Source organism: Paenibacillus sp. N22P23, assembly GCF_059383735.1.
In genome coordinates, this window is record NZ_JBXENT010000006.1 from 58,706 (window position 1) to 74,283 (window position 15,578).

Here is a 15,578-nt window from a genome sequence, read left to right on the forward strand (position 1 = left end):
GGAGTATGAGCAGTATGCTGCAGGAGACCATGTTTAAGCTATATTGTGCAGGTGTGTATGAGGGACGGATTCGATTTACGACGGATAAAGTGATGCATGCCAAGGTAGATGCCAGGCGGCGGACGCAAATGCAGGAAAATGTACTGTCCGAGCAAGCGCCTTACATGCTGCCCCTGCAGCGTATCAAGCAGTTCCTCGATCAGTACGAGGGAACGGCTTGGAGCGGGGAAGAGGTTGAGCTGGCGAACGGAGATGTTTATCGCAAGCATATTCGCTATACCGCTAACGTGGATGGCCGTGAAGTCACTTCGCAAGTATGGGCAAGGCGGTTGGATACGGCGCTGGATGTGGTGACGGTGGATGGACGCGTCATCGGTTTCGCAGCACCGAACCGGTACGGGATGGAAGTTCTTGTCGCAGAAGGTTATGAAGCGCTGACTCCGCTTGTTGTCTATGACTCTCCGCAGCTGTCACAGGCTCAATATGGGATTCAGGAGCTGGGAACGGACTTAATCCCGATGCGTGACGGGGTTCGTCTGGCGACGGATGTTTATCTGCCTGAGGGCATCGAGCCGGGGACAAAGCTGCCGACCATTCTGGTCCGTACCTGCTATGATCGCCACATGAAGAAGGACCAGCTGAAACGCTGGGCGAACAAAGGCTACGCTGTCGTGAATCAGGATGTCCGCGGACGAGCGGATTCCGAAGGGGAGCTTGTGCCGTTCTACTATGAGCGGGATGACAGCTCTAACACCATCGATTGGATTATCGCGCAAGATTGGTCAGACGGTAACGTTGGGATGTGGGGAGCTTCATATCTCGGATATGTCGTTACGGCTGCTGCAACCAGCGGTCATCCAAACCTCAAGGCGGTCGTTAACGAGGTTAACGTAGGTTCGCCGTTCGTTGATACGGTACGTAAAGGCGGCACGGTCTGCTCGTGGCCGCTGCTGTGCTGGACGCTGGCGCAGTCGGTGGGGACGCGGACGGACTTTAATATCTTCGCGGGCATCACGGTAAACCCGGAGAAGGCTGTCGATGCGAGGCCGATTCGCGACATTCCGCAGCAAATGATCGGACGCGCATCCGGGCCATGGGATTTGTGGAGCGAGCATCCGGAGTACGATGATTTCTGGCGGAACTGCACCTACTCGGAGCGGGGCGACCAGGTGAAAGTGCCGATGTTCGTTATCTCCGGGTGGTACGATGGCGATAGTGCAGGTGTCTCGGAAACGTGGCGCATGCTGACAAAGCATGATGTACCGAACCGTAAGCTGTGGCTTGGACCGTGGGAGCATGGCCCAAACCGAGCGCGTGATCTCATGGGAGTAAGCTTCAGCAACGATGCTGTCGTGTATGATTATGACGTGAACGTGCTGCGCTGGTTCGATCGTTTCCTGAAGGGCATTCACAATGGGATCGATCAAGAGCCGAGAGCGACCTATTATGTGGTTGGAACCAATGAGTGGCGGACATCCGAGGATTGGACGCCTGCTGAGGCCAAGGTACGCAGCTTCTACCTAGGCAGCGGCGGCCGTGCGAATTCGAGTCTCGGTGATGGCGTGCTTGGAGCAGCGCCCGCGGCTCAGTCGGAGCCGGATTCGTATCTGTACAACCCGGATGAACCTGTGGCGGACAGCGGGGAACGGGAGCCGGAGAATATGCGCAAGCATGAGCTCCGCAGCGATATTCTCGTCTACACCGGCGAAACGTTGACGGAGGAGCTGACCGTTGCCGGCGAGCTATCCTGCGAATTGTACGCGGCAAGCACCGGTGTCGATACGGATTGGGTTGTGACGCTTAGTGATGTAGACGAGAAAGGGAATTCCATCCGGCTGTCCAACTATATCGTGAGAGCCAAGTATCGAAATGGCTTCGATGCCCCGGAGCTGCTGACGCCGGGCAAGGTAGAGAAGTACACCATCTTCCTGCAAAATATTGCCCATACGTTCCAAGCGGGTCATCGTATTCGTTTCACAATCACGTCATCAAGCAAGCTCGTCGCGTTTCCGAACACGAATACCGGCCTGAATCCATACGACGATCCGCAGCCGGTAATCGTGAAGCAAACGATTTATCATTCGGCGGAATATCCGAGCCGCGTGCTGCTGCCTGTATTATAAATCCAGTCCAAAAGACCGAATCTGCCATCTGGCGGTTTCGGTCTTTTTTAGTGCTTCAACCACAGTCATCCCGAGCTGTTGAGCGGTTAGGAGCGCATAATGACGGTTTAGGCCATTTTTCCTAACTTTTTTAAAATAAATATCGCATTTTGAAGGCGTTTTCACATTTTTGTGTAGAAATTTGTAAGGCTTCCATAGTATTTTTATACTAATAGATTAATTACGCATACCATCGGGTGTTCTAGAAACTAGGGGAATGGGGATCGATGTATGTTAAAAGAACAAATAAGATATTCTCGACTTGCGAATTTAACGAAATTAATTAATACGAAGCTCGAGCTGCGTGAAGTGTTGGAGCACGTGACAACGGCGATATCCGAGGAAATTGTACGCTGTAATTCGGTAGGTATCTATTTGCCTCAGGAGGACGGCACGTTCCGGGGTTATGTCGGCAAGCCGAGCGTCATTAACGGCTGGACCATCGATATGCATGTCATCGATACCGAGATGGACTTGCTTGCCAAAGAAGTCATTGAAACGAAAAAAACGATCTACATTCCCGACACCTCGAAGGATACACGTCCTGACCCGCGAGCTGTGCAAGGTTTTCAAATTAAATCCTTGCTTGTCCTCCCCATTTCATTCGAACAAGAGTTGTTTGGGCTTGTATTTTTATTCGATTATGGGATTCCGATGAACCTGACCGACTCCGAAATTCAAACGGTAGAAGCCTACGTGAATATGGCGGCCGTTGCCATTCAGAATGCCAAGAACTTAACGCATAAAGAAAACCTCATTTCCGAGAAGCAGCTTCTTCTTGACGTTACCCGCGATTTGGCGATGTGCTCGACGATGCAGGAGAGCTTAGACAGCTGCTTTTTCTACCTGGGCAAGGTACTCGACAATTATAATATAGGCGTTCATCTCTTGGACCCGATTACGGAGAGTCATATTCGACCGGCGAAGTTGAGCAAGAACAGCGACTGGACGGAAGAAGATTGGATCGAAGCCCATAGCAAAATCCGAATTGACGAGAGTAATGACCCGGTGATTCAAGAAGTCATCCGGACGAAGAAGGCTGTGCTGATTCCGGACGTCTTTGCGGATGATCGGCCTAACCATGATGTATGCCGCAACTTTGGCATGAAAGGGATGCTGGTACTGCCGATCGTCTCGATGGGTGAGGTACTCGGTGTTATTCCGGTCGTTAATTTGGAGGAAGGCAGCTTCATCTTCTCGGAAGCGACGATACAGCTAGGTCAGTCAATCGTAGATGCGACGGCGTCGACGTTATCAAACCTGCTCTACATGGAGAAGCAAGAAATTATTATCAAAGAAAGAACCTCTGAAGTCACGGTGAAAAATAATGAGCTTGAACGTGTTGTCACTGAGCTGCGGCAGCTTAGCCGAGAGAAGGAGCTGATCCTCAACTCGGCCGGCGAAGGCATCTTCGGATTGGATCTTGACCGCAGGATTACATTTTGCAATCCGGCCGGCATCGCCATGTTAGGCTACGATTCAAGCCATGAGCTAATCGGACAGGACTCCTTCACCATTGTGACAGGTCAAGATCCGCCGACCGGGATCGATGGCAATTGGAACCGGCATTATCAGGATGAGAAATTTTGCAGAAAAGACAGCTCTGTCTTTCCGGTTGAATATGTGATCTCCTCCATTAGGGAAGGCGACGAAATTGTAGGGGAAGTTGTTACCTTCAAAGATATTACGCAGCGAAAGCAGATGGAAGAAGAAATCAAATATCGCGCGTATTACGACAGCTTGACCGATTTGCCCAATCGGCTTCTGCTGAAGGACAGGCTGAATCAAGGGCTGACACAAGCTCAGATCAATAACGAGAAACTGGCTGTGCTTTACCTGGATTTGGATCGCTTCAAGTTTATTAACGATTCGATGGGACACAGCTATGGCGACCTCTTATTGCGGGATGTGGCGAAACGGCTTAGCGACTGCATGCCGAAGGGTGCGACGGTCTCGCGGCAGGGCGGCGATGAGTTCACCATTTTCTTACCCAATATTAAGAACGAGAACGAAGTGCTGAAGGTTGTCCAGTTGGTGGTTGATTCGTTCACCGATCCTTTTCAACTCCTGGACAATGAGATCTATATGAAGGCGAGCATCGGCATCAGTCTCTATCCGGATAATGGCGATACGAGCGAAACCTTAATCAAGAACGCGGATACGGCGATGTACAAATCAAAGGAAATTTCCGGCAATAGCTATCATTTCTTCAGTGAGGGCATGGACACAAGAACATTTGAACGCGTAAAACTGGAGAATGATCTGTATAAGGCGCTTGATCAGAATGAGCTTGAGATTTATTACCAGCCGCAAATCAACTATAAAACGAAACGGATCGTCGGCGTTGAGGCGTTGCTAAGATGGAATCATCCGAAGAGAGGCATTATTGCTCCGGATCAGTTCATTCCAATCGCCGAAGAGACGGCCTTAATCGTACCGATTGGCGAATGGGTGCTTAGAGAGGCATGCAGACAGTTAAAGGAGTGGCAGAACCTTGGATATCCGCTGTTTCGGATGTCGGTTAATTTGTCTGTTCGCCAATTTGAACAGAACAATTTGTTCGCGATGGTCAATAACGTACTTAGGGAAGTAGGCTTGTCACCAGAGCATCTGGAGCTGGAGCTTACCGAGAACTTGATTATCAAGAATCAGGAATTGACGCTGAAAACAATGAAGGAACTTAAGGGACTTGGCATAAAGATTGCCATCGACGATTTTGGAACGGGGTATTCGTCACTTGGCTATTTGAAGAGTTTGCCGATTGATACGCTGAAAATCGACAAATCGTTCATGCAGGACATCACCAATGACGATGATAATGCAGCCATAACGAACATTATCATAACGCTGGCACAGAACTTGAACTTAAGTGTTATCGCTGAAGGTGTTGAGACCGATCAGCACGTTCAATTTCTATTTGCCCGTGACTGCTATTTAATGCAAGGCTACTTTTTCAGTCGCCCCATGAAGGCGGAGGATATCGCAGATCAATTTCTACATATCTAATGTGATCGGGAGGCTGATAGTATGAGAGCAGCAGGGGCGGTATTGGCATTTTTACGGGAAAACGGGGTTAAGCATCTATTTGGGATTCCTGCCGGCTCCGTTAACGCGTTTTTCGATGAGCTATACGATATGCCGGAAATCGAGCCCGTTGTTACGAAGCATGAAGGTGCGGCTTCGTACATGGCCGCGGCATATGCCAAATATACCGGGCAGCTGAGCGTAGCGATTGGCTGCAGTGGACCCGGCGCAACGAATCTGGTGACAGGCGCTGCTAACGCGATGCGCGAGCATCTGCCCATACTATTTCTAACCGGGGCTGTTCCTGTAAGTACGATGGGATCGAATGCCTCACAAGAGCTCGATGTTGCTCCGGTATTTCGTCCGGTTACCAAATACAGTGTCTTGGTCACGGAAGCCAAAGATCTGCTTCGTGAAGTAGCCAGAGCCTGCCAAATCGCGATTTCAGGCGTGCCAGGCCCCGTCCATATCGCCATTCCGATAGACGTGCAGCACGCGGATATCGGCGACCCGATCATTCCGCCCCTGCTTCCCAGAAAACCGATGATCCCTGAGCTTCCTACGATAGAGCGTGCGGCAAAAGCGTTATGGAAGAGGCAAAAAGGCTGTATTTTTGTAGGACAAGGAGTAAGGGGCTCGGTGGATTCATTGATTGAGCTGGCCGAGCTGCTGTCTTGGCCGATCGTCACAACGCCTCAGGCCAAAGGTTACATTCCGGAGAATCATCCCTTGTATGTTGGTGTATTTGGATTCGCAGGCCATGAAGCGGCTTCGGCCTTAATTGCCGAGGATAACGGTGGATCATTATTAATTGTAGGCTCAAGCTTAGGCGAGACGGCTACGAACAACTATAATGCCAATCTGACTAAAGGCCGCTATACGGTGCAGCTGGATTTTGACCAGACCGTATTTAATCGAACCTACAGCATCGATTTGCCGATTCTGGGCGACATCCATTTGAGCTTGTTAATGTTGATCGAGGAGCTTAGAGCGCTGGGGGCCGCGAGTAAAGCGATGGATGCAGCTGTAATTATTGAGCAGCAACTGCCGCTTCTTGAAGCAGCTGATGACTATAATACAAGAAATGTACTGCTAAACATTCAAGAGTGCCTTCCTGCAGACACGCGCTACACGGTGGATATCGGGGAGTTCATGTCCTACGTGATCCATCATATGAAGGTGCTGGATTGGGATTCATATAATATCAATGTCCATTTTGGGGCGATGGGGACGGGGATTGCATCGGCGATCGGCTCCAAATTAGCGGAACCGGATCGTCCGGTGGCATGCATTACAGGAGACGGCTGTTTCTTCATGCATGGCATGGAAATCTTGACAGCCAAAGAATTGGGATTGCCGATCTTGTTTATTGTGGTTAACAATGCACGGCTCGGTATGGTTTATCACGGTCATTCCCTGCAATTTAAACGAACCCATCCCTCCTTCGAGCAAGAAGCAGTCAGCATTGCGGGAATGGCTGCTGCGATGGGGATACCAAGCTACCGCATTAACGGGATGGACGATATCCGTTCGGAGCTGATTGAGCCTTTAACGGCATTACAGGGGCCGGCAATTCTAGAGGTGGCCTTGAAAGACAACAGCACTCCCCCAATGGGGGATCGCGTTAAGTTTCTCTCGTCCTTTGGCAAGTAGCTGAGGCGTTAGAGGTGAGTGCAGACGGTTCGGATGACCGTCATAACCGCCATCATCGTTTGACCTTTGAAGGCATCTGGAACAGGTTCACCATGGGGGCTTGTGTACGAACAATTCCGAGATTCCGGATCACAGGTGAACCCCAAGAGGGTCAAGGCTTCTCGCAGCTCCTGCGGCAGCTCTGCAGAGCCGGCTTGCTCCGAGTAGTAGGCGGTGGGGTAAATGCTCACGCCTTTGTCATCGATTCCCGTATGAACGACGAACAAATCCCGTTCATGCTGGAGCATCCATTGCCCTTTGGAATAGAGGGAGATTCGGGCCTGCTCGAGCGCAGACAAGGCATCCAGATTGATTGCGAACGTTTCATTGATCATCCTACGCACCTCTGGGCCTGTTACTGAACCGGCAGCCTGCTGGAGGAACGCATCCAAGACGTCTCGCGGCAGTGGCGAAACCTGCAGGGAATCGAGACTAAAGTTAAAAATGCGATGGATGATTGCGATGAGCTCAGAGCTGTTGATTCCCTCAGTATTGTAGTCGTCAAGGAGCTTGTCCATTTGTGCGGCTTTCGTCATCTGTTATTCTAACCTCCGTTACTGTTGGAATAGTTCGATATAACTATTTCTTCGGCAGGAGACGGTTAGAATTAAAGGCCGCCTTGAAGGTGATTTATTTATGTGAAGAGCTTAGCCGATTATTCGGCAAGGCTTTTTTTGTTGTTGACGGCTGAAGGGAAAGATGATAAATTCATTTTATAAAATTAAATTGTATGCAATTAAATGATGAGGGAGAGATTAGACATGGAAACATTATATACAGCAATCGCAACAGCAGAAGGTGGACGGAATGGCAAAATCACTTCCTCCGACGGCGTGCTCGATCTGAATGTACGCATGCCGCGAGCATTGGGCGGTAATGGCGAAGAAGGTACAAATCCGGAGCAGCTGTTCGCAGCAGGCTACTCGGCTTGCTTTGACAGTGCACTGAACTTGGTGGCTCGTTCACAGAAGGTCCAGCATTCCGGGACGGACGTAACTGCACACGTGAGCATTGGCAAAGATGCGGATGGCGGATTCGAACTGGCCGTGCAGCTTCATGTCAATATCGATGGCGTGGAACAGCACGCGGCAGAAGAACTGGTTAAAGCAGCGAAGGGTGTATGTCCATACTCCAAAGCAACACAGGGGAATATTGAAACGAAGCTAGTTGTGAATGGCCAGCATGTAGGCTAATTCGCTTCGATTGTACTTGTGCCTTTCCCGAAAAAATGCTATAAAAAAGAGAGTGTTAGCACTCCGAAAGCAAGAGTGCTAATGAACTGACTGCGACATTTTTTGGGAGGGTATCGACTAATGATCAAGCAAGAGTTTAAGGCAGAGTCCAAGCGACTGCTCGAAATGATGATTAATTCCATCTATACGCAGCGAGAAATCTTCCTGCGGGAGCTGATCTCCAATGCGAGTGATGCCATCGATAAGATTTATTACAAGGCATTAACGGATGATAACCTGGTATTTAACCAGGCTGATTATTATGTGAAAGTGACTGCCGATAAAGAGGCGCGCATATTAACAATCACGGACACCGGTATCGGTATGACGCAAGAAGAGCTCGAAAGCAACCTTGGCGTTATCGCGAAGAGTGGCTCGCTCGCGTTCAAGAAAGATAATGAAAGCAAGGATGGCCATAACATTATCGGCCAGTTCGGCGTTGGTTTCTATGCAGCGTTCATGGTGGCGGACCGCGTGACGGTAACAAGCCGTGCGCTCGGCAGTGACGAAGCGTTCAAGTGGGAATCCGAAGGCGCTGATGGCTACACGATCGTGCCGAGCGAGAAGGCTGCTGTCGGCACGGAAATCGTGCTGCACATCAAGCAGAACACAGAAGACGACAACTATGACGAGTTCCTTGAGGAATACCGTCTCCGCACCGTTATTAAGAAGTACTCGGACTTCATTCGTTACCCGATCAAGATGGATGTGAAGGGACAGCGTCCGAAAGCGGGCAGCGAGGGCGAAGAAGAGGCTGAGCTGGAATCGTATGTGGAAGAGCAAACCGTGAACAGCATGGTGCCGATCTGGCGCAAGAATAAGAGCGAACTCACTGCAGCCGATTACGAACAGTTCTACAATGAGAAACGTTACGGTTTCGACAAGCCGCTGAAGCATATCCATATCAGTGCGGACGGCGCGGTCGTGTACCAAGCGATTCTGTACATTCCGGAGAACACGCCGTTTGATTACTACACGAAGGAATACGAGAAAGGGCTTGAGCTCTATTCCAACGGCGTTCTCATCATGAACAAATGCGCTGATCTGCTGCCGGACTACTTCAGCTTCGTCAAAGGGATGGTCGATTCCGAGGATCTGTCGCTGAACATCTCCCGCGAGATGCTGCAGCATGACCGTCAGCTGACACTCATCGCGAAGAACATCAAGAACAAGATCAAGAGCCAGCTGCAAAGCCTGCAGAAGGACGAGCGCGACAAGTACGAAACGTTCTACAAAGCATTCGGACGCCAGCTGAAATTCGGCGTTTACAGCGACTACGGCATGAACAAGGATACGTTGCAGGACCTGCTTCTGTTCCACTCCTCTAAGGAGAAGAAGCTGGTTTCGCTGGATGAATACGTATCGAGAATGCCTGAAGACCAGAAGTATATCTACTACGCAGCAGGTGATTCCATCGAGCGTATTGAGAAGCTTCCGGCGATCGAGGTTGTTTCGGACAAAGGTTATGAAATTCTCTACTTCACGGACGATATCGATGAGTTCGCGATCAAGTCGATCATGAGCTACAAAGAGAAGCAGTTCAAGTCCGTATCGAGCGGCGATCTTGGTATCGAGTCGGATGCAGATAAGGATCAGCAGGATGCAGAAGAGAGCGGCAGCAAAGAGCTGTTCGAGCAAATGCAAACGATCCTTAGCGGCAAAGTGATCAAGGTGAAAGCGTCCAAGCGCTTGAAGAGCCATCCGGTGTGCCTCTCCAGCGAAGGCGAAGTATCCATTGAGATGGAGAAAATCTTGAAGGCGATGCCGAACAACCAAGATGTGCAGGCGGAGAAAGTGCTTGAGATCAACGTCAATCACCCGGTATTCCAATCGCTGAAAGAAGCGGCTGACAAGGATGCGGAGAAGCTGAACCTTTATACACAGCTGCTTTACAACCAAGCGCTGCTGATCGAAGGCTTGCCGATCCAAGATCCGGTTGCTTTCACAAATGCGATTTGCAAAGTAATGGTGTAACTACTATACACATGCAAAAAGAGACCTCGCGGGGTCTCTTTTTTTTGACGGAATCAAGGTTTCTCTTGCTCGAGCTCGATTCTCACTGCGTTAGCTGATTCATCCCACGCGACATGAGCGCCAAGCGTTTCCGATAGGAGGCGAAGCGGTACGAACACGCTGTCGTTCACGAAGACGGGTTTCTCTGAAGCTGGTACGAGTTTGCCGTTAAGCCTCGTTTGTCCTGTGATGGAATTCAGAATAATCGTTGACGTGGAATTCTTCGCAATGACCGATCTAGTCGGCACATCCCAACGAATCTCGACCCCCATCTGCTGAAATACACCTCGAATCGGTACATAAGCGGAATTATGGAGCAGCAGCGGCGGCATGGTCAGCTCGGTTTCTTTGTCATTGAGGTAGACGGCAATGGGCTTTCTTACGAATTGAGGCGTATTGATTTCAACATCTAATACGCCAAGTCCGGTTTGTCCATATTCATTAGAGCCCCACGACATGAGATGGCCATCTTGTAAGCGTACGAGATGATTGCGACCGGATGATGCAATCGAAACGGCGCCTTCGATGCCAGGCACTTGGACAGCATGAGGAATGCCGTGGTGGTCCACTGTCCAGGTCCACACTGTTCCGTCGGCTTTAACGGCAGCGTCCATACTAATGGAGACGATATCTGTCAGCCCCGGTACTTGAAACGGCCTCAACGTCGGCCGTTCCGGCTGATACCAGGCTTGATTGGTCCACATCCATACCGTACCGTCGGAGCGCAGCGCTGTTCCATAGAATTGATCAATATCAATGGCGGTATATTCGCCGTCCCCCTTGAGCTTGGTAGGCTTGCGGATGACATCCGATTTACCGCCGCCGCCGTAAGCTTCCAGCCCCCAAACCCACACCTCTCCGCCATTGCCGAGCGCAGCTGACGTATACATTCCGGCTGCTACTGAGACGATGGATGGCAGATTTTCGACCTGTACGGGGGTTAAGGCATTCTGACGGGAATCACTGCCTAGCTGTCCTTTCTCGTTGCCGCCAAAGCCCCAGACGGTTCCATCACTTCGCAGAACAAGACTGTGGTTATCTCCGGCAGAGATCATGGTGACATCGGACAATCCTTTCACTTCGATGGGTGAAGTAGTAATCGCCGTCGTTTGTTTGCCGTTTCCAAGCTGTCCATGCTCGTTGCCCCCAACTGACCAAACAGAACCGTCGTCCTTCAGAAATAGCGTATGCCGATATCCTCCGGAAACCTTTTTCACATGGTCCATATGCAATTGCACCGGTGTATAGGCAGGAGTGGCAGCACCATTTCCGATCGATGCGGTGCCGCCTCCCCATGCCCATACATTGCCGCCCGACTGAACCGCATAGGCATTGTGCGCACCTGTGTCAATTTGCGTGATCGCGGAGAATAGCTTCTCATCGGCGTTCCCGTCAGCAGCATTCGCCATAGTAGGAATCAATATGGATATACCGAGCAATGTCCCTACGAATGCTCGTTTGGGTGATAGCCGGTTGTTCTTCCTTGTCATTGAAGCACACTCCTTCTGATAATGTTAACCCTTTGACGCAGCTAACGGGACAGAAGTTTCAACGGCTTTGAACAACAGGCATGAAAAAGCGACCTTCCCCCGGTAAAATACACCGAGAAAAGATCGCTGTTGTTCTTGCATCGGATTAACTTATTGCAGTGTATTCGAGGCACCGTAAGGGAACTGACTGGAATAACCGTTGAACTGCTGGTACGCTTCATCGAGCTTCGTCTGCTCTTCGGCTTCCAACTTGTAATGCCCTTTACGGAACATCAGCTCGAAGATTTCATGCTGACATTGATGCGTCTCATTCAGCACCGTCATAATATCCTGATGGAGCGCGGTGTGGCTGGCTTCATTGGCTGCGATGCTGAAGCTGTCACCTAAATATTTTTCCGTCGCCAGGATGTCGTTGATGCGGTCGCGGTCCGTTAACTCAGGACCTTTCACCTGCGGCTCGTAGGACGGTTTCGGATTTTGAATCATGTTCTTCTGATTCGGGCTCACGATCGGGGTGCCTCCTTTCTAATGTTGGGGAACGTTCTTCATTCCCTCAGTGTTGTTGTTCTGCAGATGCTTGAGCAGCAGCGTATAGTGGCGTTCATGCATGCGGCCCGCTTTATCAATGGCTTGGCTGATTTCGGGGTCCGAGCATTCTTTCGCAAAATGGCTGCATTTCTTCATGGCCAGAATGAGCCAGGACAACTGATCCTTCAAATAAGACGCATCTTTGGTTGTGACGACTTTGGGCGGTACCGGCATGACACCGGCCTGCTGCTGGGTGGATTGCGTTTGCTGCAAGTGAAATGACCTCCTTTACGTATTCCCGTTTAGCTTGCGCAATTCCGCCAAAATAACTCAGAACCGCAGTGATTCACTTTTATTGCCATGGTAACATGTAACGTTTTTAAGCTTCTCTTAAGATTCGGCTTCTATAGTATTGGGATGAAATGCGAAACGAGGAGCCGCGGTATTCATGCAGAGGTAGGGAGCTGCTGAGCCGTAACTTAACATACAGGCCATACATTAAAGGGGTGCAGTACAATGGATAACAACTTAGAAGCGACAACGAACATGCCCAAGAGGCAAACTTCACATAGTATGAAACGCACAAAGAAACGTTGGCAGCGAACGGTCAAACAGCTGTCGGTCTTACTGCTTGTTACCGTGCTGGCTGGCAGCGGATGGTTCTACCTGACGCCATCGGGCTCAGATGTTCGTTATATGATGGCGGATACGCTCATTACAAGTAAGCATCGTTACTTGGCGAAATATTTGATCGGACAAGCAGAGCTTGATAACCGTGTAGCGGCGTATAACGAGCAGTTCGATGCGATGGCGCAGGTGAAGGACAATCACAACGTAAACCTGGCTTCGCATCCGGAGGGCACCGTGAAGATCGAGCCGATTTCCCGCAAAGGTTTCAAAGGCTATTTGATGTATGTCCATGATCCGAAAATGATCCGTGTCGTCACGACCAGCATTGTTGGATCAGGCGAGCGAGTGGAGAGCATGGTGAAGCGGACAGGTGCAATTGCCGGCGTGAACGGCGGCGCATTCGATGATCCGAACTGGAATGGTAATGGGTTTAAACCGGCCGGAATTGTAATGTCCGGGGGGAAAGTGTTGTACAAAGGCGACGGCATGAATGCGAAAGTGAATGTCGTCGGTATCGACCGCGATGGTTTGATGGTGGCAGGTCGTTATTCCCCCAATCAGCTGCTAGCCATGGGGGTTTCGGATGCGGTCACGTTCCAGCCGAAGTTTATCGTGAACGGCAAAGGGCTTATTAAGAGCGAGGCAGACGGTTGGGGAATTGCGCCTCGTACTTGTATGGCACAGTTGAAGGATGGCACGATTGTATTCGTCGTGATCGACGGTCGTCAGCCGGGCTATTCGGTCGGCGCAACTTTGTATGATGTGCAGAAGATCCTGCTTGAGAAAGGTGCCGTAACGGCAGCGAATTTGGATGGCGGTTCATCCACGGTCTTGGTGAAGGATGACGAGGTCGTCAACAAACCTTCAAGTAAATATGGCGCGCGTTATTTGCCTACAGCGTTTCTCGTATTTGATCATCCTGAGGATGCCGATCTGCCGAATATTTGGAAGGGCATCGATATGAACAACTTCGACTCCTCGAAGAAACGTACGCAGCAGCAGGTCTCATAATTAATGCTTGCTGAATAAGCCTTCATGTTCACTTTCACAGTGGACATGGAGGCTTTTTAATATAGGGAGGGATCTTTGTTTGAAGGATAAATCCCAGTTTGGCCGCACATAGTATAAGGTGTTGATTGGATGAACAGGAGGAACGAATGTGGTTGTGGTATGGCGCTGTTCGGCGGTTCTGCTGTGCATTTGCATGTTATGCGGGTTTCAGCTGCCTAAGAAAGACCGTTATTTCTATGAAAGCCGAGGGGACATTATATGGGAGGTGCCGCTGGATGAGAAGAAGATTGCGCTGACCTTCGATGACGGTCCCTATCCGGAAATGACGAATGACATTCTTGATCTGCTAAAGCAGTACAATGCCAAAGCGACCTTCTTCGTACTGGGTTACCGTGTAAAAGAGTTTCCGGAGCTGATCAAACGTGAAATCGCAGAAGGGCATGAAGTTGCCAATCATACATATAGCCATGCCTTCTTGACTAAGGGAACCTCTCTCTCTACGATTCAGAAAGAAATCATGCAGACCGAGGATTCGCTGGTTGCGCTGACTGGTAAGAAGCCGCATCTATTCCGTCCGCCGGGTGGGTTCTATAGTGATCAGACGATCCAAGTTGCCCGGAAGCTTGGTTACACGACGGTGCTCTGGTCCTGGCATCAAGATACCGCCGATTGGCGCAGCCCGGGGGTGAACTATATTGTGCGCAAGGTGCTCAAGAATGCAAGGAACGGCGATATTGTCCTGCTTCATGACTACATCCCGGGCTCCATCCATACGGTGAAGGCGCTGCGTGTTATCCTTCCGGAGCTTGCGCGGCGAGGCTATAAGTTCGTGACGGTGTCGGAGCTTATTGAAGAGAAGACACATGCGTATCCCTAACACAAACGCAAACCATGCGTACCCATAACACAAACGCTAACCATGCGTACCCATAACACAAACGCTAACACAAACGCTTCGCTTACTCCCCCTAGCACAAACGTATCTTTGAGGTGGTGATCGGTTTTGGAAACCAAGACAGCAAGGGAAACTAGGTGTTTCAAAGTGTCACGGGTGTTCCCGACGGATGTAAACAATCATGATACGCTATTTGGCGGAAAGCTCATGTCGTATATCGACGACATCGCTTCGATTTCCGTTTCGAAGCTGTGCCGAGCCGCGGCGGTGACGGCTTCGACGGATTCCGTCGATTTCTTGCAGCCGATTCGCCCAACGGACTCGGTCTCGCTGGAATCGTTCATCACATGGACGGGCAAGAGCTCGATGGAGGTTTTCGTGAAGGTCATCCGCGAGGACCTAAGAAGCGGCGACCGCAAAATCGCCGCGACTGCCTTTCTTACTTTCGTGGCGCTCGACGAGAACAACCGTCCGACAGGCGTTCCGCAGATCGTACCCGAGACGGAAGAGGAGAAAAAGCTGCACGAAACCGCCGAGCATCGTGCCGAATTGCGGAAGCACCGCAGAGAGGAAAGTAAGAAGTTCGCCGATTTCTTGCTAACGAAATACCCGTGGGAGTAGCTACCGGAGGGGGCTCCCGTGAAAGACTAGGGCGGTGTGTTCGCTGAAGCGTGGCTCCCAGAGCCTACACATCCGCCGGAATGCGGCTGAATTGAACAAAGAGTAGCTCCCAGAGCCACACATCCGCCGAAACATGGCGGAATAGAGCAAAGAGTAACCCCCAGAGCAACACATCCCACCGAAACCTGGCGTAGTGGAGTGAACTTGGTGTAGTCGATTAAAAGATTAGCTCCTTGTGGGATCTTCATTTGCGAGTATCACCGATTATCGACTCAAGTAG

Annotated in this window: 12 protein-coding genes; 8 read left to right on the forward strand and 4 right to left on the reverse strand. The window is 50.5% G+C overall.

All coding sequences use genetic code 11. From position 1 onward, the window contains the following. The first annotated feature begins 5 nt into the window (after positions 1 to 5). From AC506A_RS22185 to AC506A_RS22195, 3 genes are all read left to right on the forward strand, one after another. Positions 6 to 2,123, forward strand: coding sequence for a CocE/NonD family hydrolase (locus tag AC506A_RS22185; RefSeq protein WP_495463176.1), 2,118 nt, complete (start codon positions 6 to 8; stop codon positions 2,121 to 2,123). 270 nt (positions 2,124 to 2,393) lie between these two features. Next, positions 2,394 to 5,168 (forward strand): bifunctional diguanylate cyclase/phosphodiesterase, encoded by a 2,775-nt coding sequence (locus AC506A_RS22190; protein WP_495463177.1) that lies wholly within the window; start codon positions 2,394 to 2,396, stop codon positions 5,166 to 5,168. 21 nt (positions 5,169 to 5,189) lie between these two features. Continuing rightward, complete coding sequence (locus AC506A_RS22195) at positions 5,190 to 6,839, forward strand: thiamine pyrophosphate-binding protein (RefSeq protein WP_495463178.1); 1,650 nt, start codon at positions 5,190 to 5,192, stop codon at positions 6,837 to 6,839. Positions 6,840 to 6,847: 8 nt separating this feature from the next. Here AC506A_RS22195 and AC506A_RS22200 read toward each other — a convergent pair whose 3' ends face one another. Next, a complete protein-coding gene (locus tag AC506A_RS22200; RefSeq protein WP_495463179.1) occupies positions 6,848 to 7,414 on the reverse strand; it encodes a hypothetical protein in 567 nt (188 codons plus the stop codon). A 225-nt stretch (positions 7,415 to 7,639) separates the two neighbouring features. Here AC506A_RS22200 and AC506A_RS22205 point away from each other — a divergent pair, with 225 nt between their 5' ends. Together AC506A_RS22205 and htpG are read left to right on the forward strand one after the other, a co-directional pair. Next, positions 7,640 to 8,071, forward strand: a complete 432-nt coding sequence (locus AC506A_RS22205) for an organic hydroperoxide resistance protein (RefSeq protein WP_495463180.1) — start codon at positions 7,640 to 7,642, stop codon at positions 8,069 to 8,071. A 120-nt stretch (positions 8,072 to 8,191) separates the two neighbouring features. Beyond that, positions 8,192 to 10,084 (forward strand): molecular chaperone HtpG, encoded by a 1,893-nt coding sequence (gene htpG, locus AC506A_RS22210; protein WP_495463181.1) that lies wholly within the window; start codon positions 8,192 to 8,194, stop codon positions 10,082 to 10,084. Positions 10,085 to 10,137: 53 nt separating this feature from the next. On the opposite strand, the gene AC506A_RS22215 is transcribed toward htpG, so the two are convergent. The 3 genes from AC506A_RS22215 to AC506A_RS22225 all read right to left on the reverse strand — a co-directional run bounded on the left by AC506A_RS22215 (position 10,138) and on the right by AC506A_RS22225 (position 12,414). Further along, on the reverse strand, positions 10,138 to 11,613 hold the full coding sequence (locus tag AC506A_RS22215) for a stalk domain-containing protein (RefSeq protein WP_495463182.1): 1,476 nt from the start codon (positions 11,611 to 11,613) through the stop codon (positions 10,138 to 10,140). A 150-nt stretch (positions 11,614 to 11,763) separates the two neighbouring features. Continuing rightward, positions 11,764 to 12,099 (reverse strand): spore coat protein, encoded by a 336-nt coding sequence (locus AC506A_RS22220; protein ID WP_495463358.1) that lies wholly within the window; start codon positions 12,097 to 12,099, stop codon positions 11,764 to 11,766. 39 nt (positions 12,100 to 12,138) lie between these two features. Then, positions 12,139 to 12,414: a hypothetical protein gene (locus AC506A_RS22225; RefSeq protein ID WP_495463183.1), complete on the reverse strand. Its 276-nt coding sequence runs from the start codon at positions 12,412 to 12,414 to the stop codon at positions 12,139 to 12,141. 243 nt (positions 12,415 to 12,657) lie between these two features. On the opposite strand from AC506A_RS22225, the gene AC506A_RS22230 reads away from it, so the two are divergent. The 3 genes from AC506A_RS22230 (at position 12,658) to AC506A_RS22240 (ending at position 15,298) form a co-directional block, all read left to right on the forward strand. Then, positions 12,658 to 13,782: a phosphodiester glycosidase family protein gene (locus tag AC506A_RS22230; protein WP_495463184.1), complete on the forward strand. Its 1,125-nt coding sequence runs from the start codon at positions 12,658 to 12,660 to the stop codon at positions 13,780 to 13,782. Between the two features lie 193 nt (positions 13,783 to 13,975). Then, positions 13,976 to 14,659 (forward strand): polysaccharide deacetylase family protein, encoded by a 684-nt coding sequence (locus AC506A_RS22235; protein ID WP_495463359.1) that lies wholly within the window; start codon positions 13,976 to 13,978, stop codon positions 14,657 to 14,659. Positions 14,660 to 14,785: 126 nt separating this feature from the next. Continuing rightward, positions 14,786 to 15,298, forward strand: a complete 513-nt coding sequence (locus AC506A_RS22240; protein ID WP_495463185.1) for an acyl-CoA thioesterase — start codon at positions 14,786 to 14,788, stop codon at positions 15,296 to 15,298. Positions 15,299 to 15,578: the final 280 nt, after the last annotated feature.

Bases quoted from the DNA above. Each gene is read 5' to 3' on its own strand.
- AC506A_RS22185 (WP_495463176.1), top strand. From the start codon at position 6: ATGAGCAGTATGCTGCAGGAGACCATGTTTAAGCTATATTGTGCAGGT.
- AC506A_RS22190 (WP_495463177.1), top strand. From the start codon at position 2,394: ATGTTAAAAGAACAAATAAGATATTCTCGACTTGCGAATTTAACGAAA.
- AC506A_RS22195 (WP_495463178.1), top strand. From the start codon at position 5,190: ATGAGAGCAGCAGGGGCGGTATTGGCATTTTTACGGGAAAACGGGGTT.
- AC506A_RS22200 (WP_495463179.1), bottom strand. From the start codon at position 7,414: ATGACGAAAGCCGCACAAATGGACAAGCTCCTTGACGACTACAATACT.
- AC506A_RS22205 (WP_495463180.1), top strand. From the start codon at position 7,640: ATGGAAACATTATATACAGCAATCGCAACAGCAGAAGGTGGACGGAAT.
- htpG (WP_495463181.1), top strand. From the start codon at position 8,192: ATGATCAAGCAAGAGTTTAAGGCAGAGTCCAAGCGACTGCTCGAAATG.
- AC506A_RS22215 (WP_495463182.1), bottom strand. From the start codon at position 11,613: ATGACAAGGAAGAACAACCGGCTATCACCCAAACGAGCATTCGTAGGG.
- AC506A_RS22220 (WP_495463358.1), bottom strand. From the start codon at position 12,099: ATGATTCAAAATCCGAAACCGTCCTACGAGCCGCAGGTGAAAGGTCCT.
- AC506A_RS22230 (WP_495463184.1), top strand. From the start codon at position 12,658: ATGGATAACAACTTAGAAGCGACAACGAACATGCCCAAGAGGCAAACT.
- AC506A_RS22235 (WP_495463359.1), top strand. From the start codon at position 13,976: ATGTTATGCGGGTTTCAGCTGCCTAAGAAAGACCGTTATTTCTATGAA.